The organism is Microbulbifer maximicatervae (SeqCode), assembly GCF_052467065.1.
Genome location: NZ_CP174299.1, coordinates 2,546,248 through 2,567,319 on the forward strand (window position 1 = coordinate 2,546,248; position 21,072 = coordinate 2,567,319).

Below are 21,072 nucleotides of genomic sequence, written 5' to 3' on the forward strand. Positions count from 1 at the left end.
CGCAGGCTACTTTGGGTGGACGGTAAGAGACCCGGAGATATGGGCCCCTTACGTCAGTAAATGCCTATTTATCCAGTTGTGCCAGTAGCCCCTGTAGCGGATGGCGCAAGGATATGCCTGCAAAGCGATTGGCCTGGCAACGACAGGAATAGCCGGTGGCCAACTGGTTTTCGCTACTGTTCAATCGGGGCGCCCAGGATTGCTGGAAAATGACTCGTGAGGTCTCTTTGTGATCTGCTTCGTGGCCATAGGTACCGGCCATACCGCAGCAGCCGAGGCTCTCGGTAGCGAGTTCCAGGCCCAGGGCTGTGAAAACATTGTGCCAGTCTTTTACTGAGGCGGTGGCATTGGTTTGTTCACTGCAATGGGGCAGAAGCTGGAAGCTGGCGGGCTCTATGCGGTGGCGCTGTTGTTCCAGGTGCTCCCGCTGGGAAGCCAGCCATTCCTGCAACAACTGGACCTTGGGGGCCTCATCGCCCATCAGCTTTTTATACTCGGAGCGATAAGTCAGGGTCATTGAGGGGTCGATGCCCACAAGGGGAATACCGCTGGCGGCGAGGTCGTTTAGCATCTGGCTGTTTAATTCAGCGACCCTCTGGAACTGGCGCAGGAAACCGTGCACATGGAGAGGTTTACCGTTGGCGCGGTAGGGCGCCAGCATGGGGACAAAATCGAGCTGCTTTAGCAAGCGCACGATGTCGGCAACCACTTGGGCATCAAAGTAACTGGTAAAAGCATCCTGTACTATCACCACTGCGCGACTGCGCTGTGCCGGACCCAGGGACTCCAGGCAGGCGGCACTGGCGACAGGCACACCCAGCTCCGCCATAGTCGCTTTCAAGGTTTTTTCCGATAACAGTGGGCTGTCCACCATGCCGAACAGGCGCTCCATCAGAAAGGAAACTGGCTTGAGTTTTAGTGGCCAGTTGTATAACTGAGGTAGCTTGGCCAGGTGTGGTATCAGGAATTCCAGCCCACCGACGGCGTAATCTTTTAGCGGACGCAAATAGCGGCTGTAGTAGAGTTCAAGGAATTTGCTGCGAAACTCCGGCACATCCACTTTTATCGGGCACTGCCCTACACAGGATTTACAGGCCAGGCAGCCTTGCATCGCCTCGTTAACTTCGTGATTGAAATCGTACTCGCCACGGGTCTTTGCCAGGGAATTGATTATGCGCTTGGGGAGTCCGACGAAAAAGGAGCGCTCCCGCAGGCGCTGGGCACTGGAGACTGCATCGACATTTTTTTCGCTGAGCAATCGCAGCCATTCGCGCATTAAAGAGGCGCGCCCCTTGGGAGAATGAATACGGTTGCGAGTGGCCTTGTAGGAAGGGCACATGGCATCGTCGGGGTTCCAGTTAAAGCAAGCACCGTTGCCGTTGCAGTGCACACCTTCTTCATAGCCCTCCCAGACCTGGGCGGGAATTTGCCGGTCCCGCTCGCCTCGGGTGGATACCTCGTCAATTTTCAGCAGCTGGCTGTCATCATTTGGGGTAGCTATTTTCCCCGGATTGAGTTGGTTGCGAGGATCGAAGGTGGCTTTGATTTTTTGCAGCTCAGGGTAGAGCTCGCCAAAAAATTCCGGTGCGTATTCAGACCTGACACCTTTCCCATGCTCCCCCCACAAAAGGCCCTTATATTTCTGTGTGAGGGCGACCACCTGATCGGTGATCGGACGAATTTGTGCGGCTTGCTGGGGATCTTTCATATCAATTGCCGGACGCACGTGCAGCACGCCCGCATCGACATGGCCAAACATACCGTAGTCGAGATTGGCCTCATCCAATACCGCGCGGAACTCAGCGATAAAATCCGCCAGGTTTTCCGGTGGTACTGCCGTGTCCTCGACAAAGGGAATTGGGCGTTTTTCTCCCTGGGCATTTCCCAGTAAGCCCACGGCCCGTTTGCGCATGGCCCAGATTCGATTGACCTCGGCGTGGCCTCGGGCAATGGAATAACCGAAACTTTTACCTGCCTGGCCAATAGCTTCATCAATATGAGCAGTAAATTGGGCTAGTGCCTGCTCCAATTCCTCTTCGCTATCGGCGGCGTACTCGACTAAATTAATGCCCTTGACCGGGCGATCATCCGCTGGGAAAAATTCACTGACGCTGTGCCAGACGATATCTTCCATCGCCAGCTGCAACACTTTGCTGTCCACTGTCTCGATAGACATGGGACCGGCCAGCATCAGGTCTTTGGCGTCGCGTAGCGCCTCTTGAAAATGGTCGTACTTTAAATTGACCAGAGCGACACATTTGGGAATTGGCAACAGGTTGAGTTTTGCCTCGGCGATAAAACCCAGGGTTCCCTCTGAGCCACAGAGAACACTATTGAGGTTAAAGCCTTTGTCGTCGCGAATATGAGCCAGGTCGTAGCCGGTGAGGCAGCGGTTGAGCTTGGGAAACTTTGCTGTGATTAACTCTGCTTTTGTACGCGCGATAGAATCACAGACTTGGTGAACCTGTGCAGAGCGTTTATCCCCGACACTAACTTGTGCCAGCTCCTCATCGTCGATCGGGGCCGAGTGCCAAATCTCACCGCCCAATAATACGGTGTGTAACTCCAGCACGTGATCGCGGGTTTTGCCGTAGACACATGAACCCTGGCCTGAGGCATCGGTATTGATCATGCCGCCAATGGTGGCTCGGTTACTGGTGGAAAGCTCCGGAGCAAAAAAGAGGCCGTGGGGTTTGAGTGCTGCATTCAGTTGATCTTTGACCACACCGGCCTGTACCCGGACCCAGCGCTTCTCAACATTGATTTCGAGGATCTGGTTCATATGGCGGGAGATATCTACAACCAGTCCATCGGTCAGGGACTGGCCGTTTGTACCGGTACCACCGCCACGGGGGGATAGCACTACCGAGTGAAACTCCTCCCTGTCAGCCAGCTCGGCGAGCAGCTGCAAGTCACGACTGTCGCGGGGATAAACAACGGCCTGGGGGAGGACCTGGTATATCGAATTATCGGTAGCCAGGACCGTGCGGCTGGCATAACTGGGGGTGGTATCGCCACGGAAACCTGCGTCCTTCAGTTCCTGCAAGAACTGCAAATAGAGCGCCTGAACCTCGTCGACTTCGCGCAATGCTGGAATCATGAGCTAATCCGTACTTTCCGGGAGGTATGGGCCGCATCGCAGACCGGGGACTGGCGATAAGAGTGCGCGCAGCGCTAAAACTCGGAATGAACGCGGCTTTGCATTGTAGCTTTGGTTTGTATTTGCGCAAGCCACGGTTACCTTGCAAGAGACTTCCAAAAACTTATACAAGAGCAGATCTTGTATAAGTTTTAGTGACAGGCTATAAAAAAGGTAGGCCATTACCTGCACACTTTGTGACTATGAATATTCAATTCCTGCCGCATAAGATTCCCGTTGGTATCAGCCGCTGTGCCGTGGGTGATCCAGTTCGATATAACGGTAGCCATAAGCACAGCAAAGTCTGCACTCAGCTGCTGGGTAATTGCTTTGATCTGCAAGCTTACTGCCCGGAAGTGGCAATAGGCTTGGGAGTGCCCCGCCCACCAATTCACCTGATTGTCAGTGATCGCCTGCGTGCAGTTGGGCGCGATGACACCAATATCGATGTGACAGAGGATCTTGAGGCTTACGCAGATGAGATAAGCCCGGAGGTTGAGCAGTTGCGCGGTTTTATCCTGATGCAAAAGTCTCCCAGCTGCGGTGTGCGTACTACCCCCCATTACAAAGAAGATGGTCGCGGTGTACTGGCGCATTCGGCAGGTCTATTTGCTGCGCGTGTGAGAGAGAATTTCCCCCACCTCCCTATGGAGGAAGTAGGGCGACTGAATGCCAGCGATATTCGCGAGAACTTTTTAACCCGAGTATTTGCTTACGATGCCTGGCATCGCTATGTATCGCCGGATCCTCGACCCGCTAAAGTTATTGAGTTTTACACCGCTTATAAGTACCTCTTGCTAGCCCATAGCCAGCCTCTGACCCGTGCCTTGGGTCAGTTTGTTTCCAACTCTCGTGCGGTGACCCCCGAAGAGTTCGCTTATGAAATTCGTGGGCGGATTATGGATATTCTCTCCCAACATGCATCGCGCAAGGATCGAACCAATGCACTGATGCACAGCCAGGGGCATTTAAAGGGCTATTTAAGCCGGGAAGAGCGGGCTGAATTAGCCCAGCTTATCGAGGAGTACCGGCAAGGGCATAAACCGATTTCGGCGGTGCTTACTATGCTCCGTCATTACTTGCCGAGAAGCCCACACCACTTTATCCACAGTCAGGTCTTACTCGCTGCCGAGCCGGCAGAGTTGGGTTTGTGTGAATTTCGATAATGAGCGTCATGTCCGACCCAGAAGTTGTTGAAAAAAACTATTTTCCGATTCGTGAGATAGCTCGGAGGACAGGGGTGCATCCCGTGACCTTACGGGCCTGGGAGCGCCGCTATGGTTTACTAAAACCCATGCGCACCAGCAAAGGGCATCGACTTTATAGTGAAGAGGAAGTCGAGCAGATTGAAAAGGTCCTGCAATGCCTAGCCAGGGGCGTTTCCATTGGTCAAGTGCGAGACCTGTTGGCGCGAGAGCAGGACAATTTAGGGGTGCCAGCGACTGCAGGCGATGGAAAAAACAATTGGCAGGCGATGCTGGATGAAACCTCCAGTCTTCTCAGAGACTTTGCAGAACCCCAGCTGCGCCGCCGTCTCGATCAGTGGTTTTCCTCATTCCCTGCAGCTTTGCTGTTGGAGCATTGGCTGAAACCTTTGCATGTGCGGCTTGAGCGATTTCGCCTACCTGAAGCCCATGGAGCGCAGACATTTTTCTGGCCTCTGTTAAATGAACAGCTACTTCTGACTAATGGTATGGCCAGGAAAAACCTGGACAAAGACAAGTCCCAGGCGAAGCCCCGTATTCTTTTACTGGAAATTGGCTTTCAGGGCCAACAGGCATTTATACAGATGTTTATTGCGGTACTCCTTGCCGCAGGAATAGAGGTCGTTACCCTGGCTTATCCTGCGAGATTATTGGAGCTGGGAAGTACAGTCAAAAAACTGGGTGCTCAGGGAGTGCTTTGCTATAGCCACAAGGCTATGCCGAAAAATATTCTTGAACGTGAGCTACCAAGTGCTGTTCAGGGGATGACTGATCCTCTGTGGCTTGCGGGTGATTTTATTGAGGTGCAGCGTTTGGCTTTGACTGAACTGAACCGACTCCCTTTAACAAAAGTACTTGCCGGAAATACAGAGAGTGCAGTTACACAATTGCGGGAGTCTTTAAAGCTATGAGTCGCCCAGTGACTTTGCCGCGTGGCCTGGTATGGCTACGCAGTGACTTACGCCTCAATGATAATTCAGCACTTTACCAAGCCAGTGTGCAATGTAAGGAGGTGGCTGCTGTATTTATTGCCTGTCCGGATACCTGGCAGAGCCAGGATGAAGGCAATCCGCTGGTGACTTTTCGTATCGCCTGTTTGCGTGAATTACAAGATGGATTAGAGGAGCGCAATATACCGCTGTACTTCGTTGAAGTTCCTACTTTTGCTCAGGTTCCAGGGGTTCTTCAGCAAATAGTTGAGCGCCTGAATATCAATGCACTCTATGCGAATGCTGAATATCCACTCAATGAGTTGCGCCGTGATAATGCAGTAAAAGATTTACTGACAAATGAGGGGGTTCAGGTTCAATTCTATAGTGACCGCACCCTGCTTCCACCGGGAGCAGTAAGAACCGGCGGAGGGGAACCCTACAAGGTGTTTACCCCCTTCAAGCGTGCACTGATTCAATTGTGTGCCGATAGTGAAGTAAAAACCTTGCCTAAGCCTCGGAAAATTTCTACCCGGGAAAATGAAGCACATTGGCCAAAGTGGCTTTCTTTATCTGAAGGGCAGAAATTGAGCCAAAAGATTCCAACGCAACTGTCGACATACTCGATAGATAAGATCGACGATGCAGGCCTGATTAAAGGTTGGCAAGCAGGAGAAAAGGCGGCACTGAAACGGCTCAAGAAGTTCGGTGGAAAAATATCTGCTTATCAGGCAGAGAGAGACTTTCCAGCACTTGATAGTACCTCCTGCTTATCCCCCTACCTAAATAGTGGTGCTGTTTCGATTCGCCAATGTATAGCAATGGCGTTGGATATGAATGAGGGGCGTTGGCTGGGTGGAGATGATGGGGCGGCCTGTTGGATTAGCGAATTAATCTGGCGGGAGTTTTATACCCATTTGTTGGTGGACTTTCCCCGTCTGAGTAAAGGGAGGCCATTCAAGCAGGAAACTGACCAAATCCCCTGGTCCTACAATAAGGATCAGTTTGAGCGTTGGACTTTGGGGGAGACTGGGGTTCCGATAGTTGATGCAGCGATGCGACAGTTAAATGAGACTGCCTGGATGCATAATCGATTGCGTATGATAGTAGCTTCATTTCTCAGTAAAAATATGCTGATAGATTGGCGCTGGGGTGAGCGCTACTTTATGCAGCGCTTAATTGATGCAGACTTTGCTTCCAACAATGGGGGCTGGCAGTGGACTGCCTCCACGGGTACTGATGCTGCACCCTATTTTCGTGTATTTAATCCTTATAGTCAGTCGCAACGTTTTGATCCCAATGGAGATTTTATCCGCAAGTTTATACCTGAGCTAAAGGAGCTGAGCGACAAAGCCATACACGATCCACCGCCGACTCAAGGCTATCCTCAAGTGATTTGCGATGTGGGGGCTGGACGGAAGCGAGCGATTGAAGTTTTTGCCAATTTGAAGTGAATTTGAGTGCGACAATGCGATTTAGAACGTTTCATCCTCAGTATGAGCCACGATAGATAGCTCGCCATTTAAATCGAGTTCCACAGAGAAAACGATAGGCCTACAGCAAACTTGGCAGTCCTCAGTGTACTGTTGAGGCAAAACTGATGAATCAACCAGTATTTTTATAATTTCACCACAATAAGGACAGTAAATACTTCTCTCCACTATTACCTCTGGCACAGGATAACTCCGTCTGGTGATTGTCAGATTCCCTTCTTTAGTCCATGCGAATTAATAGCATAACTATACTTCAACCTTTAGTCAGTCCCCTCTAATTGCAGAGTTACTCAAAATAGGAAGCGGTAACCATGAAAATTGCTATGGCGCTGTTGGTTGTCGTATTTATTGTTTTTTCATCTGAGATGTATGCAAGCTCGCGCAGTGAAGTATCTGATCTTATTAAAAATTTTTACAGCACATTTAATAGTTCATCTCCGCCGAGTAGTTTAAAGAAGTACTTTGCTCAATCCCCTTTATTTTTTATCGGTGAGCAGCCGGGGTTGTCTAATCATCCCGATTTAATCCCAGTAATTATCGGCCAGTTGCGTAAAACTATGGATCTAGAGACATATCCATTTTCCGGATTATATATAGAGAAAATTTATGTTTCAGAAGATGGCTCAGCAACATCGCTTGTTGTTTTTCAGCGATCCAAATCAAAGGAAAGGAATAGGAAAGCTACCTGCAATATCTTGTCGATAGCAAAACTGGAAGGTGGCTGGAGGATTATGGGGTGGACACTGATTTCTACTTCGGATGAGCGGGTCTGTACTTGGGCCTAAGTAAGTCTGGGTAAGGTTATGAATTCTAAAGTGTGTTAACAAGGGTGAATATAAAAAGTAGAGGCTTGTGGCTAGTATCGCTATCACTGACGAGGCGGGTTGTTGGGATGTCCCCCTTTTTTCGATTATAGTGGCGCAATTATAAGTATAGATAGAAGGAATGCCGAGTTTAGCTGGGCGTGAGTCGTCATTATGGGGTACTTTCTTGAGTTTGGATTTTTGGGGCTTTTCGTATCAGCATTCCTGGCAGCGACCATTCTGCCGCTAAGCTCAGAAATTGTAATGACTGGTCTATTGCTCCAGGGGCTCTCCCCTTGGGCCCTGATAATAGTCGCCACTACTGGGAATGTAGCGGGCTCTCTTCTCAATTATGCATTAGGCTACTGGGCCAGCTTGGGCGTGATCAAGAAATGGTTGAGAATGTCTGAAGAGGAATTTGTAAAGGCTGAACAGAGATTTAAAAAATATGGAGTATTCTCCCTGTTTTTTTCCTGGGTGCCTATTATTGGTGATCCCCTTACTGTAATGGCTGGTATTCTAAGAATTCGCTTGGTTTGGTTTTTGTTATTGGTTGCCACGGGTAAATGTCTACGCTATCTCGTGGTTTACTATATGGTCTTGCAAGCATCTTGATGCGGATATTAAGTTAATAAGAGATTTTATTTGAGTGTTTTCACAAAAATTTGAAGTACGAAGAAAAGACGTATTTAAAATGAAGTCAGGCTCTCCTTCAGGGCGGCAGCCAATCGATAGTAGCTATATACTTGATTTGGCAGAAGTGGAACCGGGTATCTACTTGGTTGAGTATCCTAATGCATTTGGCACCTGGTTAGCCTCGTTTCAAGGAAACTCCCATCTCCTGTCGAAAGTGGATTTTCTAAATCAGTTTAGTTTCTCCTTTTCTATTCAAGTGGGGGATGATGGAGAGCTGTCTTTAATCCATAAAGAAGAGGTTGTGAAGTTTTGCTCAGTAATTGAGTATGGGCTTGTTACACAAGGGGTTGATAAGAAAGAATTAGATTTATTGTCTCTAATAGAACAAAATATTTGTAATGAGGTTAAAGTAATTCTTGGTGATTACAAACAGTTTTTAGATATGGAGGAGGGGTTTTACGATATAGAGAATGGGGCCATTAAATGTAGCTCCCTATATATTGGCCAGTATGATGAAGGTACCTATATTGTAACTCTCTCAGGGGTACGAATGGCCCAGAGTATTTCAAGTTCAGACTTAAAGAGAGCTTTTGTTGATTTTGAAAGTGGGGCTTTCCAATCTGTTGATGACTATAAAAATGTAAATCTAAAAGTCAAAAGGGTTTTTGTTAATGCTCTAGGTGAATTGATAGGGTATGCTAACCATCTGAGAGCTAACTCCAGATTGTATGATAAAAATCAACTTCTTGTAATTGAGAAGTGTGAGCCTTAATGAGTTTATGCAGTTATGGCTCTAGACAGTGAAGGTGGTGGTATCTAAGGTTAATCTTGACAGTTATTTTTTAGAAAATGACATTGTTTAAGAATTTCCTTTCTCTGTTGTGATGAAAATAGGTTTAAATCAACATGGGCTGAGTGGTTGTGTCCCGTTATGGAAATGGAGTTAGGTGGTTTGCCGTGTGTTTTAATTGAAAGTTTATCTGACATTGGAATGATTATATTGCCATAGAGTGATCTATAAATGATGTGACTATCCGTGAACTCAAGGCTATACTCGTCTACCTTTCCTTTTCCTGAGTTAAATGTTAATAGCCAGAGTGTGGTCAGCACTGGGATTAAGCATAATCCTACTAGATATATTTCTAGGACTTCCGTTTCTTGGGGGGCTTTAAATATATAAGCTAGTGTTAGGTATAGAGATAAAGGTAGACTGATTTGGATGGCCAGTCTTTTGGATCTAAAAATAATTCCCTGTGATCTAGATTGGGTAAACTTCATATTTTTATATATTGATTGTATTGCTGTGTAATGTAATTACCACAACATCTCTAACAGCCTCCCCTGGAAAAAGAGGGGTGATGGGGCTTACGTAGTGTTTGAGTGACCTGTCGTTCAAAACTAAAGCTTTTCCTGGGGTTAGTGTGCCATGAAATATAATTTCATTTTCATCCAAGCTGCTGATGAATGACTCGCCTCCATTGACATTATTCCTATTAATACAATTAATCGCTACATAGTCAAACCCATCTTGGTGAAAACCTTCAGGGGTGGGATAAGCGTTGAATTCATCTGTAGCACGAACTCTTATCTGGTGGCATCCGACCTGATACTCGTTTGCCGGTATATATTGGCTGGATACTAGGTGCCTTACAATGCTCTGCGAAAATATTTTAGCACTTGGTTCCAGTGCGGGGTAGTGACGCTCTATATCCCCGAGGTATTTGTTAATCGTTTTACTTTGCATGAAAGTGGTACTAGAGTTCCATTCGATTGAGTTGCCACGATATAATCCTGAGCAATATGTTCGATAACGATATGAATATTGGGATTTTAAATATTCATCTGGAGGGAGTCGAGCAAAGCTGTCCTCAAGATCCTCAGGGATATGTCTACGAATTTGGGTAAACTGAAACATCTGACTTGCCTCATAATACGAATAAGATGAGGTTTACATTAGAATTTTAATGTGAATGACTGTTCTTCAAAATTTTTAAACGCCGTTTTTTTTGTAAGATATTAAATTAATCTGGGAAGGGAGGCTAATGACTAGGCCTCCCTCCTGATTTAATAGACTGAATACTTATTGTAAGGAGGGTGAGGTAATTTAAAGGCTAACGAGATCTTGTAGCTTTTGCTGGATTTCTTTTAAATGTTCCGGGTGTGCAGTAGAGATTTTGGCCTCTTGTAAAGCGAGTCTATAGGCTGTTGAAAGTGCTTTCTCCCGAGATGTCTCGATATCTGGTTTTACACCAGTCCCCTCCCAGTTAGTTTTGGTAATCGGATTAACTGCCTTGGCGATAGGGATTGCTATTGTAAAGCCATTCTCAAGGGAGAAGTACTGCCAGGGATTTGCCCCACCTTTGGTAGCCTCTCCAATAATGGTTGCACGGTCCAGGTGCTTTAAATAGTACGCAAAGGCCTCTGCTGCTGAGAAGGTATCGCTACTGGTTAATATATATACCGGGGTAGCTTGCTACCTTTTTACCCTGAACCTTTTCCTGACTCCAAATCTCTGTAATATTGCCCGCTGGCTTCCAGTGGATGCTATTGAGGTGGGTGGGTTTATCAAAAAGGTAACCGCTGATAAGGCCGCCCATAAAGCCATTGCCACCACTATTCTTTCTCAGGTCAAAAATAATAGCGCTAGTATCTTGGATTAACACTATAGCTGCAGCCACTCGACCTTGGGACTCCTCGTTAACATGGTCAAACCCCCAGAAATCAATATAGCCGATGTTACCCTCTAAAACTTCGACTCGGGTAAATCCAGAATTTTTTCTACTGAGCTTACTAAACCAATCATCGTGTTTCGGCTGCTGTTGGGGAGATTCTGGATCATCCCAGCTTACACCAAAGTGTTTATCATGATTTGTTAAATCGGATTTAATAATTCCAGCCACTGACTCTGTATCAGTGGCTTGTCTGAATGCCTCTGATTCTGCAACTTTATCTAATGAAGAGTGAATAGCTTCCAGGTTTTCTTGCAAGACATAGTTGGAGGCAATCTTTTTCTCGATAGAATTAACAAGCTCCAACTTCCTTTCCTGAGAAATTTCAGCGCCGATTGCCGTAAGTGAACAGGAGAGCAAAAGTTAGGTTAGTAATTGTTTCATCTTATCCATGATTTATATTTACTTATTGGTTTTCAGGTGTTAACGATAACACGCAATCAAGTCGTAATAGATAGTCTCGGAAGCCCAAAGCTGGTTAACATTAAGCATATCCAGAGGCGCTAAGGGGCCAGTTTCGCACCTATACCGGGATTGGAGCTTGCCCTCCATCTTTGAAGATTAAAGTTAATCTAAATACAGCGAAAACTTGAGGGAGATTGCTGCGAGCCAGGTGAAAGGGGCATGGGGCGCGGACGGGATGTCAAAAAAGAACATCGCAATGAAGCTTTGTCCATAGCCCTGGGATTTTCCTGGCTCCGGTTAATAGTGTTCAATTGCAGTGGGATGGGGTGATACCTTGCTTGAGTTTTACTCATTACTCGCTCTCTCTGGGGCGCCAGGATCGACCTGAGTAACTGAGACTAAAAATCTATTTCTAGTCGCGATCCGCGCGAACACACTGGCCCCCGCATTATCTGCGGGAATACCTGAGAAAAGCTCCCTCTAATGCGAAATTGACGGTCATATAGCGGCACCGATTACCCAGATGGTTGTTACCTTAGCCCCTATAAATGGCTGCTAAATAGTGAAAAACGTGACAAATTTTACCCCCAGGTTCAGCTTGCAAAGTGAGGCTTTGAATGGTGAGGACGCCAATGTTTGGGCTGTGAGTGACCGGGCTCACGATCTCGCCAATAAAGGGGAGGATGTCATCTTTCTCTGTGTAGGTGATCCCAACTTTGACACCCCCGAGCCGATCCTCGACTTTGCCCGCGCTCGCCTGGGAGTGGGGCGCACCCACTATTCCCCTGCGGCCGGGGAGCCAATGTTGCGCAGGGCTATCGCGGATATCGAGAGCAAGGTCTCTCCCCACCCCTGTAATCCGGATGATGTTGTTGTTTTCCCCGGTGGAACCAACGCTATCTACGCAGTACTTGCCTGCCTGCTAAACCCCGGTGAGGAGATAGTAATTCCCGAGCCGATGTATATCGGCTATGTCCCCATTTGTGATGCCTTGCGCCTCTCCGTAAAGCGAGTGACTTGCCCGGCGGAGACCAATTTCGCTTTTGATGTTGACGCTATCAAGGCCTCCATCAGTGAGCAGACCAAGGTCGTTATGATCAATACGCCGGTAAACCCGACTGGCGCGATGGCTACCCCTGAACAATTGCGCGAGTTGGCGGCATACTGCCGCGAGCGCAATATTTGGCTGGTGTGTGATGAAGTTTATTCAATGATCACCTTTGCCCGCCGCCACACCTCTCTGCGTACGGCAGCGGAGTCGCTGGATAATATTGTTGTGGTTGATGGCTTGTCCAAATCCCACGCCATGAGTGGCTGGCGCCTGGGGTGGGCAGTGGCTCGTGGTCCCCTGGTAGATCGTTTGATTGCTTTTGCAGGGGCGACAATTTTTGGATGCCCTCAGTTCATCCAGGAGGCTGCAGCCTTTGCCCTGGAGTTTGATAGCTACTTCGTCAAGCAGATGCGGGATGCCTATCAGCAGCGTCGAGACCTGATTGTTGAGAGGATTGGCCAGATACCAGGCTTGAGTTGCTACAGCCCTGAGGCTGGGATGTTTGTAATGGTGGATGTCTCCAAGGTATCCAGCTCCGGGCAAACCTTCGCTGAAGCTCTTTTGGATGCTGAGCGGGTCTCGGTACTGCCTGGCGCGCCCTTTGGTAGCAGTTCAGTGAATCATGTTCGCCTCACCCTGGCGGCTGATGAGGCCGAGTTGTCGCGGGCCTTGGATCGCATTGAACAGTTCGTCACCAGTGGTAACCGCCAGGCCGGTTAGGCCTTTGCCGGGAGGCTGGTTGTCGCCAAATTCGCCTTTGAAGTGATGACAAGTTTCCCATGCCGGTGGCTGTAATGTTTATGCCACCGGCGAATACCGCTATCCTTGCCCCCTTTCAGATTCAAAAGAAAATAGCTCCGTGAAAATTGACCGGCATAATTTGCGTATTTTGCAGGCCCTGCAATCAAACGCACGTACAAGTAACCTGAATTTGAGTGAAAAAATTGGATTATCGGAAAGTGCCTGCCTGGCCCGGGTTAAACGCCTGACCAGTGAGCGCTATATCCGCGAGTTCTTTGCCGAGATAAACCTGGATAAAGTTCGGCATGCAGAGTTTTATGTAAACGTTGCGCTTAAGCGGCAGGATGCCCGTACCAGTGAGAACTTTCGCCGCATTATTAGCGATATTCCACAGATTGTTTCCTGTGTGAAGATGTCTGGTGAGTTCGACTATATGCTGCATTTCGTCTGCCCGGACGCGGCAGATTTTAATCGAGTCTCAGAGCAGTTGTTGGCCAATGAAGAGGCGGCGATTTCCCGTATGACTTCTCATTTGGTGATTGAGAAAACCAAGCCTTTTACCGGCTACCCACTGGAACTCTTGTTTCAGGACTGAGCCTTAAATTAACCGGTGCCCGTGATTTGCAGGGCGCCGGTTAATGTTCTCTGTTATGGGAAAACAATAAGCAGGCTGCGCTCAATCACCCAGTAGCAGGCAATGCCCCCCAGCGTATACGCGACCACCGTAGCGACTGGTATTCCGATACCTCCACCCTCCCCGAAAGAGTATTGTTCGCGGTTCCGAATGGCATACCCTAGCCAGAGTTTAAGGAGCTTTTGATACAAGTTGATTGCTGTAAGAACAGCAGTGATAAATATTAATTGCCCCACTTCCACACCGAAATTAAAAGTCAGTAATGCCTGGGGAATAGCCCCCTGGGGAAGCCCAATTTCCCCCAGTACACCGGCAAAACCCAAACCGTGTAAAAGTCCAAAAGCAAAGGCAATTGCCCAAGGGTAGCGACTGGTCAAACTGAAAACACCATGCCCCTGGCGTACAGCTTCTCTGGCTGCCAGTAAAATACTGAGGGCGATAATCGCCTCCACTGGCGCCGACGGCAGATGGATATAACCCAGTACGGCAGCTGCCAAGGTAATACTGTGGGCGATAGTGAAAGCAGTGATAGTGCCGATCAGCTGGCGAAGGCTTTGTTTGAGTAAGATCAGAGCCAAAACGAACAGCAAGTGATCGACACCGAGAAGAATATGTTCAACGCCCAGCACAAAGTAAGTTTGGGCGACTTGGAACTCGCTAGTGGGTTGGTCAAGGGTCCATTCTGGCTGGTCTGGTGTCAGTCGGATAACTTGCTCACGCCCATCCAACCAGGAGATCCGCACTAGCGCATCGGTCATAGTGCTCTGTAGGCCATCGATATGAATCGACAGCTGTTGTAGCTCCCTGGGGTGATGGATGGTCCAGTGCTTTGTGTAGTAGCCCTTACTTATTTGCGCTCTGGGTTGGCTTAGGGGAGAGGCAGCTTGGTTCAAATGGACATTCAGAGCGAGGCGAAGATCGCCTTGTGCGGGCAATCGCCAAAGTACTTTAAATAATTGTGCATCAACTTGAGTGATGCCCAGGTAAGCCGGGCGCAGTTCGTGGGAAGATAGTATTGGGGTAAAGCTGAGGAGCAGAATGAACAGGAGTGGCCGGATGTGCATCACTTGACGGCAACCTCGGCTGAGAAGTTATCCGGCTTGTGGACAGTGACCTCGTAGTTTTTACGATACTGGAGATACTGCTCCTGCAGAATCTTCTTTTGCGCCTGGGATTGCCAATCATTTAGTACGCGGCTGCGTATTTCAGCCAATGCCGGTAGCTGGGTGGACTTGATTTCCTCAAGGAGGACCAAGTGATCGCCGAAGGTCGAGCGGACTGGACCACTCCACTTGCCAATAGGCAACTTGGACAATTGAGCGGAAAATCCCAGCCCAAATTGCCTGTCTATTCGTGGCTCTGAAGTGTCGATAAAAGCAGCTGGCAGTAGGGTTGAGTCTCCAATGATTGGTGAAGCCTGACCGCTGTTTAGCTGCATGAGTAAGTCGTTAAAATCACGTGAATCTGATGAGGCCAGATCCACTGAGAAAAATCGTTGTTGGAAAGATAGGGTGGGGGGAACCCAGTATTTATCAGCCTGACCTTGAAGGAATTTCTCCAATACGCGATCGCCTGGGTCTTGAGTGTCAGCGAAATTACGCGCCGTAAGTTCCATTTTCATTCGTAGGCGGCGGCGGATTACCGTATCGTTCTCGGCTAATCCCAGGGCAAGCGCTTCCCTGTAAAGTATTTCCTCTCTTAGGTAATTCTCAATAAGTTGCTCCAGCTCGCTATCAGTGGGGTACCTGTGCCACTTGCGCTCAAACACCGAACGTAGATGTTCGACGCGCCCCTCGCTGATAACAATCTCTTGTGCAGGCAGTTCCAGGATTTCTCCCAATCCCAATAGGATTAGGGCGATCGCAATAAAATACAGCAGGGGCTCTTTCGCCAATGACTTGAGGAAGGTAGTGGTATTCAAAAGCGCGGCCCTTATTTTGGAGTGGGTCGGAGTTGCGCTGTGGATTCTAATTATGGAAAGACATTCTCAGTTTGCCAGTAAGAAAATATTGATAAATCCATCGCTTTGTACCAAATTGGTGAATTGTTCCGGCGTATGGCGGGGTGTGGCTCATATATACTGTGACAGTACTCCAAAGCGGTGTTCCCCTTGTGTAGGGGTGAGTAACAGAAATTAGAGGGGAGAATCGATTGAAATATTTGGGAAGAGTCTATTTGACACTCAATCTATTGGTTTTTGCTTCTATTGGCCTCTGGGCCCTGTTTAAACCGCAGAGCCTTGCGAATGAAGTGGATTTTTCATTTGATACCCCCGAAGCCATGCCCGAGTTTATGGCCACTTATGGCGGGTTTATGTTGGCCATTGCGGTGATTCTACTGGTGGCTTTGGCTATGCGCCCGCACCGCAGGGTTGCTTACGCTGCGATGTCTATCGCCTATATCGGCTTCGCTCTTGGGCGCCTCTACGGAATGTTATTTATCAGTGGTTTTGATCAGCGCAATTTAGTGCTTTTTGCTATCGAAGTCGTCTTTGTGATCTGGGGACTTTACTGTTACCGAGAATCCCGCTGGTTGCCTTTGCAGCATGGCCATTAACACGGTTGTTACGGCTAGTAGAAAGGAGCCGGGAGAACCCCGGCGCCCATTTAAGTGATTTGAGTGGGTTAAGCGTGAGCTTTTGCGCCTTCTGCTGCGCTGTTGTCTATTTCCACCTCTTTTTCTCCCCCGTGTAATTGCCCATCCACTGCTTGCCGGAAGACTTGCTTGTAGTCCTTAAATTCTGTGCCCATCCAGCGATCCCACCAAGTGAAGTAAAAGCCGTAGTTACCCTGGAAGCGCTGGTGGTGCAAGTCGTGGTGAGTCGTGGTTGTGAGCCTGTCCATAGGGCCGTCGACCCAGCTGCGGGGGTGGAACTCGCGGCCAGTGTGCAGCATGGCGTTGCGGAAGATGCTGATAAATAAAAAGGTGAACCAAATAGTTGGATTAAGTGGCAGTATCAGGGCTATCAGGGGAGAGAAAGCGCCCATCAGGACCGCTTCACCTACGGAAAAACTGTATGCCGTCCAGGGCGTGGGTGTTCTGGACTGATGGTGTAGGCGGTGGAAGTGTTTAAACACCTTGGGATGGTGCATACCTCGGTGGGTCCAGTAAAAATAAGCGTCGTGGATCAAAATCACTACTGGCAGGCTGGCAATACTCCACCAGAGTGGATAATCGCTCCACTGCCAGTAAAATTTGGTCAGTCCCAGATCGTGCATCATGGTGGTAATAATCCCTACCAGGGTAAAGATACACACCGTTAATAGTGAATAACTCACCTCCCGCCGAATATCTTTCCACTCGGCACGACGCTTTTGGATACGGCGCCGGTTCATCCAGGTGCGAAACAGCCAGCCGGCCAAAATACTCATTACTGAAGCGGCCAGCACATAGCGAAATAAACTCAACTGGAAATGTTTGGCTCCGTCCTGGGATATGTCGACTAAAAAATCCATATTCTCACCATCATTATTCTTCTATTGAAGGGAGACTCACCGGTGTTAAATCGGGTCTCGGTGAGCCGGGCACGCAGCGGGAAAATCGCTTTCACCGCGCTCCCAGTCTGGGAGCCTTTTACTTTGCGGGCTTACGGAATATGAAAAAATGCTGACGGATTCTTTCAGGAGAGGAGATTCAGGCGGGCAGCTTTTCCCGGCGGTACTCAGTGGGGGTTTGGCTGTGACGGCGCTTGAAAGCAGCGTTAAATGGGCTCAAGGAGCGATAGCCGATGTCCAGAGCAATGGTGAGTACTGGCAAATGGGCCTGTTCCGGATCTGCCAACCGGTTGCTGGCTTCATCAATACGAAACTGATTTAGGTATTCGTTAAAATTGCGATAACCCAGATGGCGATTAATCAGCACACGAAGCACATGTTCGCGAATATCCAACTGCTCCGCGAGCTCCCTGATGGTGAGTCCGGTATGGCGATAACCACCGTTGTGCATATGTTCCTGTAATTTTTGCAGCTGGGTTTGCTGTTGTTCATCCAGTTCAGGTGGCGGAGCTAAAGGCTGTTCTTCCTCCTCTGGCTCGCTCCTCTTCGGGCGCGGCAGGGATTCTCCCAGAGCGCTGGGGGAAAGGGCCAGCAACCATAGGCAGGCAACCAGTGACAACAGGCTGGCAAATAGTGCGTGCAGTGTCGGTACACCGTTGGGAAGCGGGCGGTAAGCAAAGATAGATTCTGCGCCAATTACTACCAGCATATAGGCGCCGACGGCGATAAGTAGGGTTGTGCGCAGGCGTCGGCGCTCTGCGACCAAGTCCAGATGAAACTGTCGTTGTAGTGTCAGTAGGCCGAGGCTGATTAAACCGAGTTTGAGTAGCTGCGAAAGGGTAAATAGTGGGGATTGCTGATCTGACGTCAATGGCAATGGTGCGTGGTAGGCGACTATGCCGATGACCAGGGTAATACCAATCGGAATCCAGCCCCACAGGGGAAAAGGCTCTTCCTCGCGGCATAACAGGTGAGTAAACAGCCAAAAAATTGCGGGAATCAGAGTAATTGGCAGGTTAAGCAAGAGCGCAGTAGGTCCACTCAGTTGTGGCAGGATGGGCCAGAGTAAATAGCAGATCACGGCTATCAGCAGGGCCAGTAAGCAGCGCCCGGCAACAAGCCGGTAGTGATGTATAGCAACCTTGGTTGCCGCCAATAAAAGAAGAGCGCATGCACCGCCGGAGAAAAATAAGTAGCCGGCGGTCATCGTTTATCTCCAGCGCTCGGCCCAGGCATCCAGGACCTTGCTGCTATAAGTATGGCGGCCGTAGCTACCATTGTAATAGGCGAGGGCGTTGGCTAGATTGCCTTTGGCTTTCTTGATGTAGTGTTTAAGAATGGTACATCCGTACCTTAGATTGGTGTCCATATCGATCAGGTTATCGTCGGGTCGACCGATTTCATTTTTCCAGAATGGCATTACCTGCATCATACCCAGAGCGCCAACGCGGGATATCGCATAGGGGTCAAAAGCACTCTCAATCTGGATAACCGCCAATACAATTTCCGGGCGCAGCCCGGCCCGAGTTGCCTCCCGGTGGACTGCTTTCAGTACGTGCATCCGCCGCTTGGGATCTTTGATATAGCGGGACAGAGGCTGGGATTTAGACATTAGCCACACTTCCGCATCGAAGCGGTCCACAAAGCTGTCGGCCTGGGTAACTGCGTCCTGCAGGGCGAGGCGCAACTCCGGGTCGATCTCGGCTCTACTGCTTTGAGCCTGGGCGGCACAGCAGGTAAGGCAGAGCAACAAGAGGGCGGTGGCTTTTTTTATCATGGGGTGATTCTACGAAAAGCCCGGCAAAATGGGCAGCGTGATTTTGTGACGCCGCCGATAAAAAGCACTTTTGCCGTAAGAGGTCCCGGCCTGCTTGGGGGCAGACCGGGCGGCTCGACAATTATTGATTAAATTTTTCCAATAACACTTCTTCGAGCTGGGATACGGCAAACTCCTGGCTTTCCGCATCTCCGCGACCTTTATATTCCACCACACCTTTTTCCAGGCCGCGATCGCCGATAACAATGCGGTGGGGAATACCGATCAGCTCCACATCGGCGAGCATAGCACCCAGTCGCGCTTTGGCTTCGTCCATCAGCAATACATCAATACCCTTGCTGCGCAGGGACTCATACAGGTGCTCGCACTTTTCCCTTACCACATCGCTCTTGTGCATATTGATTGGCACAATCGCCAGCTGGAAAGGTGCAATCGCAGTGGGCCAGATAATCCCTGAGTCGTCGTGGTTCTGCTCAATGGCCGCAGCAACGATACGGGAAACGCCGATGCCATAGCAGCCCATGGACATAACCTGCTCTTTACCGTTTTCATCCAGTACTGTGGCATTCATAGCGCGGCTGTATTTGTCGCCTAACTGGAAAATGTGGCCGACCTCGATGCCCCGTTTGATTTCCAGGGTGCCCTGGCCATCGGGACTGGCGTCGCCTGCCACTACATTGCGCAGGTCTTCGACGCGGCCCAACTCCACATCGCGACCCCAGTTCACACCGGTTAAGTGGTAGTCATCGCGATTGGCGCCGCAGATAAAGTCTGCCAGGTGCGCTGCAGAGCGATCCACAACAGTCTCGATCTTTATGCCCACCGGGCCCAGGGAGCCAATGTTGCAACTGAGTTCTTCGGCGATGCGCTCTTCCGAGGCGAACTGAATAGGGCTGGCGATTCCAGCCAGCTTCTCTGCTTTTAATTCGTTCAGCTCGTGATCGCCACGCAGTACCAGGGCAATTAATGGAGCGGTTTCACCCTCTTCGCACTCGCCCAGAACAATCAGGGTTTTTACTGAGTGGGCGGGATCACTTTTCAAAAACTCGCTGACATCGGCGATGGTTTTTTGGTTCGGCGTATGAACTTCCTGCATTTCCTGCGACGGAGCAGGGCGCTCGCCAGCTGGGGCAACCGCTTCTGCCAATTCGACATTGGCGGCGTAGCGGGATTCTGTGGAGAAGGCGATATCGTCTTCGCCGCTCTGCGCCAGCACGTGGAATTCGTGAGAGCTGGAACCACCGATTGAACCGGTGTCTGCCAGCACCGGACGGTAGTCCAGGCCAATGCGCTCAAAAATCTGGCAGTATGCGCCGTGCATAATATCGTAGGTTTCCTGCAGGGAGTCCTCGTTCACGTGGAAGGAGTAGGCATCCTTCATGGTGAATTCGCGCGCGCGCATTACGCCAAAGCGCGGACGGATTTCATCGCGGAATTTAGTCTGCACCTGGTAGAAATTGGCGGGCAACTGCTTATAGCTATTGATTTCACCGCGGATCAGGTCGGTGATGACTTCCTCGTGGGTCGGGCCCAGGCAGAAGTCATTGTTGTGGCGATCCTTGATGCGCAGGAGTTCGGGGCCGTACTGCTGCCAGCGGCCGGACTCTTCCCAAAGCTCTGCCGGCTGCACGACCGGCATCAGTACTTCCAGGGAGCCAGCGCGGTCCATCTCTTCGCGAACAATACGCTCGACCTTGCGCAACACCCGCAACCCGGTGGGCAGCCAGGTGTAGAGACCTGAAGACAGACGGCGGATCATGCCGGCACGCAGCATCAGCTGATGGCTGATCACCACTGCGTCGTTGGGAGTTTCTTTTTGGGTTGCGATGAGATAACGAGATGCGCGCATAGGAATTATATGGATTCTATTACGGGTAAGCTGGCTATTTTACGCTATTCGCTGGGCAATAAATATTGCCTGGGGGCAGTATTGCCTCAAAGCGGATTGCCTTTTGCTATACCGGGGTATCTATTTAGCAGGTGCCTGGGCACTGGCTTGGAATGGGAGTGAATAAAAAACCCCGCATAAGCGGGGT

General features: G+C 49.6%; 20 protein-coding genes. 9 read left to right on the top strand and 11 right to left on the bottom strand.

What is annotated here, in order from left to right:
* Nucleotides 1-64: 64 nt before the first annotated feature.
* Nucleotides 65-3,100, bottom strand: a complete 3,036-nt coding sequence (gene ydiJ / locus ACJJI1_RS11265; protein ID WP_444959336.1) for a D-2-hydroxyglutarate dehydrogenase YdiJ — start codon at nucleotides 3,098-3,100, stop codon at nucleotides 65-67.
* A 242-nt stretch (nucleotides 3,101-3,342) separates the two neighbouring features.
* Between ydiJ and ACJJI1_RS11270 the strand changes: the two genes are divergently transcribed.
* The 3 genes from ACJJI1_RS11270 (at nucleotide 3,343) to ACJJI1_RS11280 (ending at nucleotide 6,727) form a co-directional block, all read left to right on the top strand.
* Nucleotides 3,343-4,305 (top strand): YbgA family protein, encoded by a 963-nt coding sequence (locus tag ACJJI1_RS11270; RefSeq protein WP_108731802.1) that lies wholly within the window; start codon nucleotides 3,343-3,345, stop codon nucleotides 4,303-4,305.
* A gap of 83 nt (nucleotides 4,306-4,388) precedes the next feature.
* A complete protein-coding gene (locus ACJJI1_RS11275) occupies nucleotides 4,389-5,255 on the top strand; it encodes a MerR family transcriptional regulator (protein WP_444959337.1) in 867 nt (288 codons plus the stop codon).
* Nucleotides 5,252-6,727 carry a cryptochrome/photolyase family protein gene (locus ACJJI1_RS11280; RefSeq protein WP_444912127.1) on the top strand — a complete coding sequence of 492 codons (1,476 nt, stop codon included), beginning with the start codon at nucleotides 5,252-5,254 and terminating at the stop codon, nucleotides 6,725-6,727. The genes ACJJI1_RS11275 and ACJJI1_RS11280 overlap by 4 nt, the downstream gene beginning before the upstream one ends.
* Nucleotides 6,728-6,748: 21 nt before the next feature.
* Here ACJJI1_RS11280 and ACJJI1_RS11285 read toward each other — a convergent pair whose 3' ends face one another.
* Nucleotides 6,749-6,949: a CPXCG motif-containing cysteine-rich protein gene (locus ACJJI1_RS11285; RefSeq protein ID WP_444959338.1), complete on the bottom strand. Its 201-nt coding sequence runs from the start codon at nucleotides 6,947-6,949 to the stop codon at nucleotides 6,749-6,751.
* A gap of 128 nt (nucleotides 6,950-7,077) precedes the next feature.
* Here ACJJI1_RS11285 and ACJJI1_RS11290 point away from each other — a divergent pair, with 128 nt between their 5' ends.
* From ACJJI1_RS11290 to ACJJI1_RS11300, 3 genes are all read left to right on the top strand, one after another.
* Nucleotides 7,078-7,551 carry a hypothetical protein gene (locus ACJJI1_RS11290; protein WP_413664400.1) on the top strand — a complete coding sequence of 158 codons (474 nt, stop codon included), beginning with the start codon at nucleotides 7,078-7,080 and terminating at the stop codon, nucleotides 7,549-7,551.
* A gap of 192 nt (nucleotides 7,552-7,743) precedes the next feature.
* Complete coding sequence (locus ACJJI1_RS11295; RefSeq protein WP_108731806.1) at nucleotides 7,744-8,184, top strand: YqaA family protein; 441 nt, start codon at nucleotides 7,744-7,746, stop codon at nucleotides 8,182-8,184.
* A gap of 34 nt (nucleotides 8,185-8,218) precedes the next feature.
* Nucleotides 8,219-8,977 carry a hypothetical protein gene (locus ACJJI1_RS11300; protein ID WP_413664402.1) on the top strand — a complete coding sequence of 253 codons (759 nt, stop codon included), beginning with the start codon at nucleotides 8,219-8,221 and terminating at the stop codon, nucleotides 8,975-8,977.
* A 510-nt stretch (nucleotides 8,978-9,487) separates the two neighbouring features.
* Here ACJJI1_RS11300 and ACJJI1_RS11305 read toward each other — a convergent pair.
* The 3 genes from ACJJI1_RS11305 to ACJJI1_RS11315 all read right to left on the bottom strand — a co-directional run bounded on the left by ACJJI1_RS11305 (nucleotide 9,488) and on the right by ACJJI1_RS11315 (nucleotide 11,240).
* Nucleotides 9,488-10,120: a 2OG-Fe dioxygenase family protein gene (locus ACJJI1_RS11305; RefSeq protein ID WP_444959339.1), complete on the bottom strand. Its 633-nt coding sequence runs from the start codon at nucleotides 10,118-10,120 to the stop codon at nucleotides 9,488-9,490.
* 189 nt (nucleotides 10,121-10,309) lie between these two features.
* Nucleotides 10,310-10,660: a S41 family peptidase gene (locus tag ACJJI1_RS11310; protein ID WP_413665841.1), complete on the bottom strand. Its 351-nt coding sequence runs from the start codon at nucleotides 10,658-10,660 to the stop codon at nucleotides 10,310-10,312.
* Nucleotides 10,647-11,240, bottom strand: a complete 594-nt coding sequence (locus ACJJI1_RS11315; RefSeq protein ID WP_444959340.1) for a S41 family peptidase — start codon at nucleotides 11,238-11,240, stop codon at nucleotides 10,647-10,649. The genes ACJJI1_RS11310 and ACJJI1_RS11315 overlap by 14 nt, the downstream gene beginning before the upstream one ends.
* 670 nt (nucleotides 11,241-11,910) lie before the next feature.
* On the opposite strand from ACJJI1_RS11315, the gene ACJJI1_RS11320 reads away from it, so the two are divergent.
* Both ACJJI1_RS11320 and ACJJI1_RS11325 read left to right on the top strand, forming a co-directional pair.
* The gene (locus tag ACJJI1_RS11320; protein WP_413664405.1) at nucleotides 11,911-13,110 is read left to right on the top strand and encodes a pyridoxal phosphate-dependent aminotransferase; all 1,200 of its coding nucleotides are present in this window, start codon (nucleotides 11,911-11,913) and stop codon (nucleotides 13,108-13,110) included.
* Nucleotides 13,111-13,249: 139 nt separating this feature from the next.
* Nucleotides 13,250-13,726: an Lrp/AsnC family transcriptional regulator gene (locus ACJJI1_RS11325; RefSeq protein WP_108731811.1), complete on the top strand. Its 477-nt coding sequence runs from the start codon at nucleotides 13,250-13,252 to the stop codon at nucleotides 13,724-13,726.
* Nucleotides 13,727-13,779: 53 nt separating this feature from the next.
* Here ACJJI1_RS11325 and ACJJI1_RS11330 read toward each other — a convergent pair whose 3' ends face one another.
* Both ACJJI1_RS11330 and ACJJI1_RS11335 read right to left on the bottom strand, forming a co-directional pair.
* Complete coding sequence (locus ACJJI1_RS11330; protein WP_444959382.1) at nucleotides 13,780-14,829, bottom strand: HupE/UreJ family protein; 1,050 nt, start codon at nucleotides 14,827-14,829, stop codon at nucleotides 13,780-13,782.
* Complete coding sequence (locus tag ACJJI1_RS11335; RefSeq protein WP_444959341.1) at nucleotides 14,829-15,686, bottom strand: peptidylprolyl isomerase; 858 nt, start codon at nucleotides 15,684-15,686, stop codon at nucleotides 14,829-14,831. The genes ACJJI1_RS11330 and ACJJI1_RS11335 overlap by 1 nt, the downstream gene beginning before the upstream one ends.
* 230 nt (nucleotides 15,687-15,916) lie before the next feature.
* On the opposite strand from ACJJI1_RS11335, the gene ACJJI1_RS11340 reads away from it, so the two are divergent.
* Nucleotides 15,917-16,321, top strand: a complete 405-nt coding sequence (locus ACJJI1_RS11340; protein ID WP_282934243.1) for a DUF4345 family protein — start codon at nucleotides 15,917-15,919, stop codon at nucleotides 16,319-16,321.
* A gap of 68 nt (nucleotides 16,322-16,389) precedes the next feature.
* Here ACJJI1_RS11340 and ACJJI1_RS11345 read toward each other — a convergent pair whose 3' ends face one another.
* The 4 genes from ACJJI1_RS11345 to ACJJI1_RS11360 form a co-directional block, all read right to left on the bottom strand.
* Nucleotides 16,390-17,220: a sterol desaturase family protein gene (locus tag ACJJI1_RS11345; protein ID WP_413664407.1), complete on the bottom strand. Its 831-nt coding sequence runs from the start codon at nucleotides 17,218-17,220 to the stop codon at nucleotides 16,390-16,392.
* Between the two features lie 178 nt (nucleotides 17,221-17,398).
* Nucleotides 17,399-18,466, bottom strand: coding sequence for a helix-turn-helix transcriptional regulator (locus ACJJI1_RS11350; protein WP_413664408.1), 1,068 nt, complete (start codon nucleotides 18,464-18,466; stop codon nucleotides 17,399-17,401).
* Nucleotides 18,467-18,469: 3 nt separating this feature from the next.
* Nucleotides 18,470-19,036, bottom strand: a complete 567-nt coding sequence (locus ACJJI1_RS11355) for a lytic transglycosylase domain-containing protein (RefSeq protein ID WP_108731817.1) — start codon at nucleotides 19,034-19,036, stop codon at nucleotides 18,470-18,472.
* Between the two features lie 121 nt (nucleotides 19,037-19,157).
* The gene (locus ACJJI1_RS11360; RefSeq protein ID WP_444912136.1) at nucleotides 19,158-20,885 is read right to left on the bottom strand and encodes a proline--tRNA ligase; all 1,728 of its coding nucleotides are present in this window, start codon (nucleotides 20,883-20,885) and stop codon (nucleotides 19,158-19,160) included.
* Nucleotides 20,886-21,072: the final 187 nt, after the last annotated feature.

Coding starts and splice junctions, on each gene's coding strand:
- ACJJI1_RS11345 (WP_413664407.1), bottom strand. CDS start 17,220: ATGGATTTTTTAGTCGACATATCCCAGGACGGAGCCAAACATTTCCAG.
- ACJJI1_RS11330 (WP_444959382.1), bottom strand. CDS start 14,829: ATGCACATCCGGCCACTCCTGTTCATTCTGCTCCTCAGCTTTACCCCA.
- ACJJI1_RS11360 (WP_444912136.1), bottom strand. CDS start 20,885: ATGCGCGCATCTCGTTATCTCATCGCAACCCAAAAAGAAACTCCCAAC.
- ACJJI1_RS11295 (WP_108731806.1), top strand. CDS start 7,744: ATGGGGTACTTTCTTGAGTTTGGATTTTTGGGGCTTTTCGTATCAGCA.
- ACJJI1_RS11290 (WP_413664400.1), top strand. CDS start 7,078: ATGAAAATTGCTATGGCGCTGTTGGTTGTCGTATTTATTGTTTTTTCA.
- ACJJI1_RS11280 (WP_444912127.1), top strand. CDS start 5,252: ATGAGTCGCCCAGTGACTTTGCCGCGTGGCCTGGTATGGCTACGCAGT.
- ACJJI1_RS11355 (WP_108731817.1), bottom strand. CDS start 19,036: ATGATAAAAAAAGCCACCGCCCTCTTGTTGCTCTGCCTTACCTGCTGT.
- ydiJ (WP_444959336.1), bottom strand. CDS start 3,100: ATGATTCCAGCATTGCGCGAAGTCGACGAGGTTCAGGCGCTCTATTTG.
- ACJJI1_RS11270 (WP_108731802.1), top strand. CDS start 3,343: ATGAATATTCAATTCCTGCCGCATAAGATTCCCGTTGGTATCAGCCGC.
- ACJJI1_RS11350 (WP_413664408.1), bottom strand. CDS start 18,466: ATGACCGCCGGCTACTTATTTTTCTCCGGCGGTGCATGCGCTCTTCTT.
- ACJJI1_RS11305 (WP_444959339.1), bottom strand. CDS start 10,120: ATGTTTCAGTTTACCCAAATTCGTAGACATATCCCTGAGGATCTTGAG.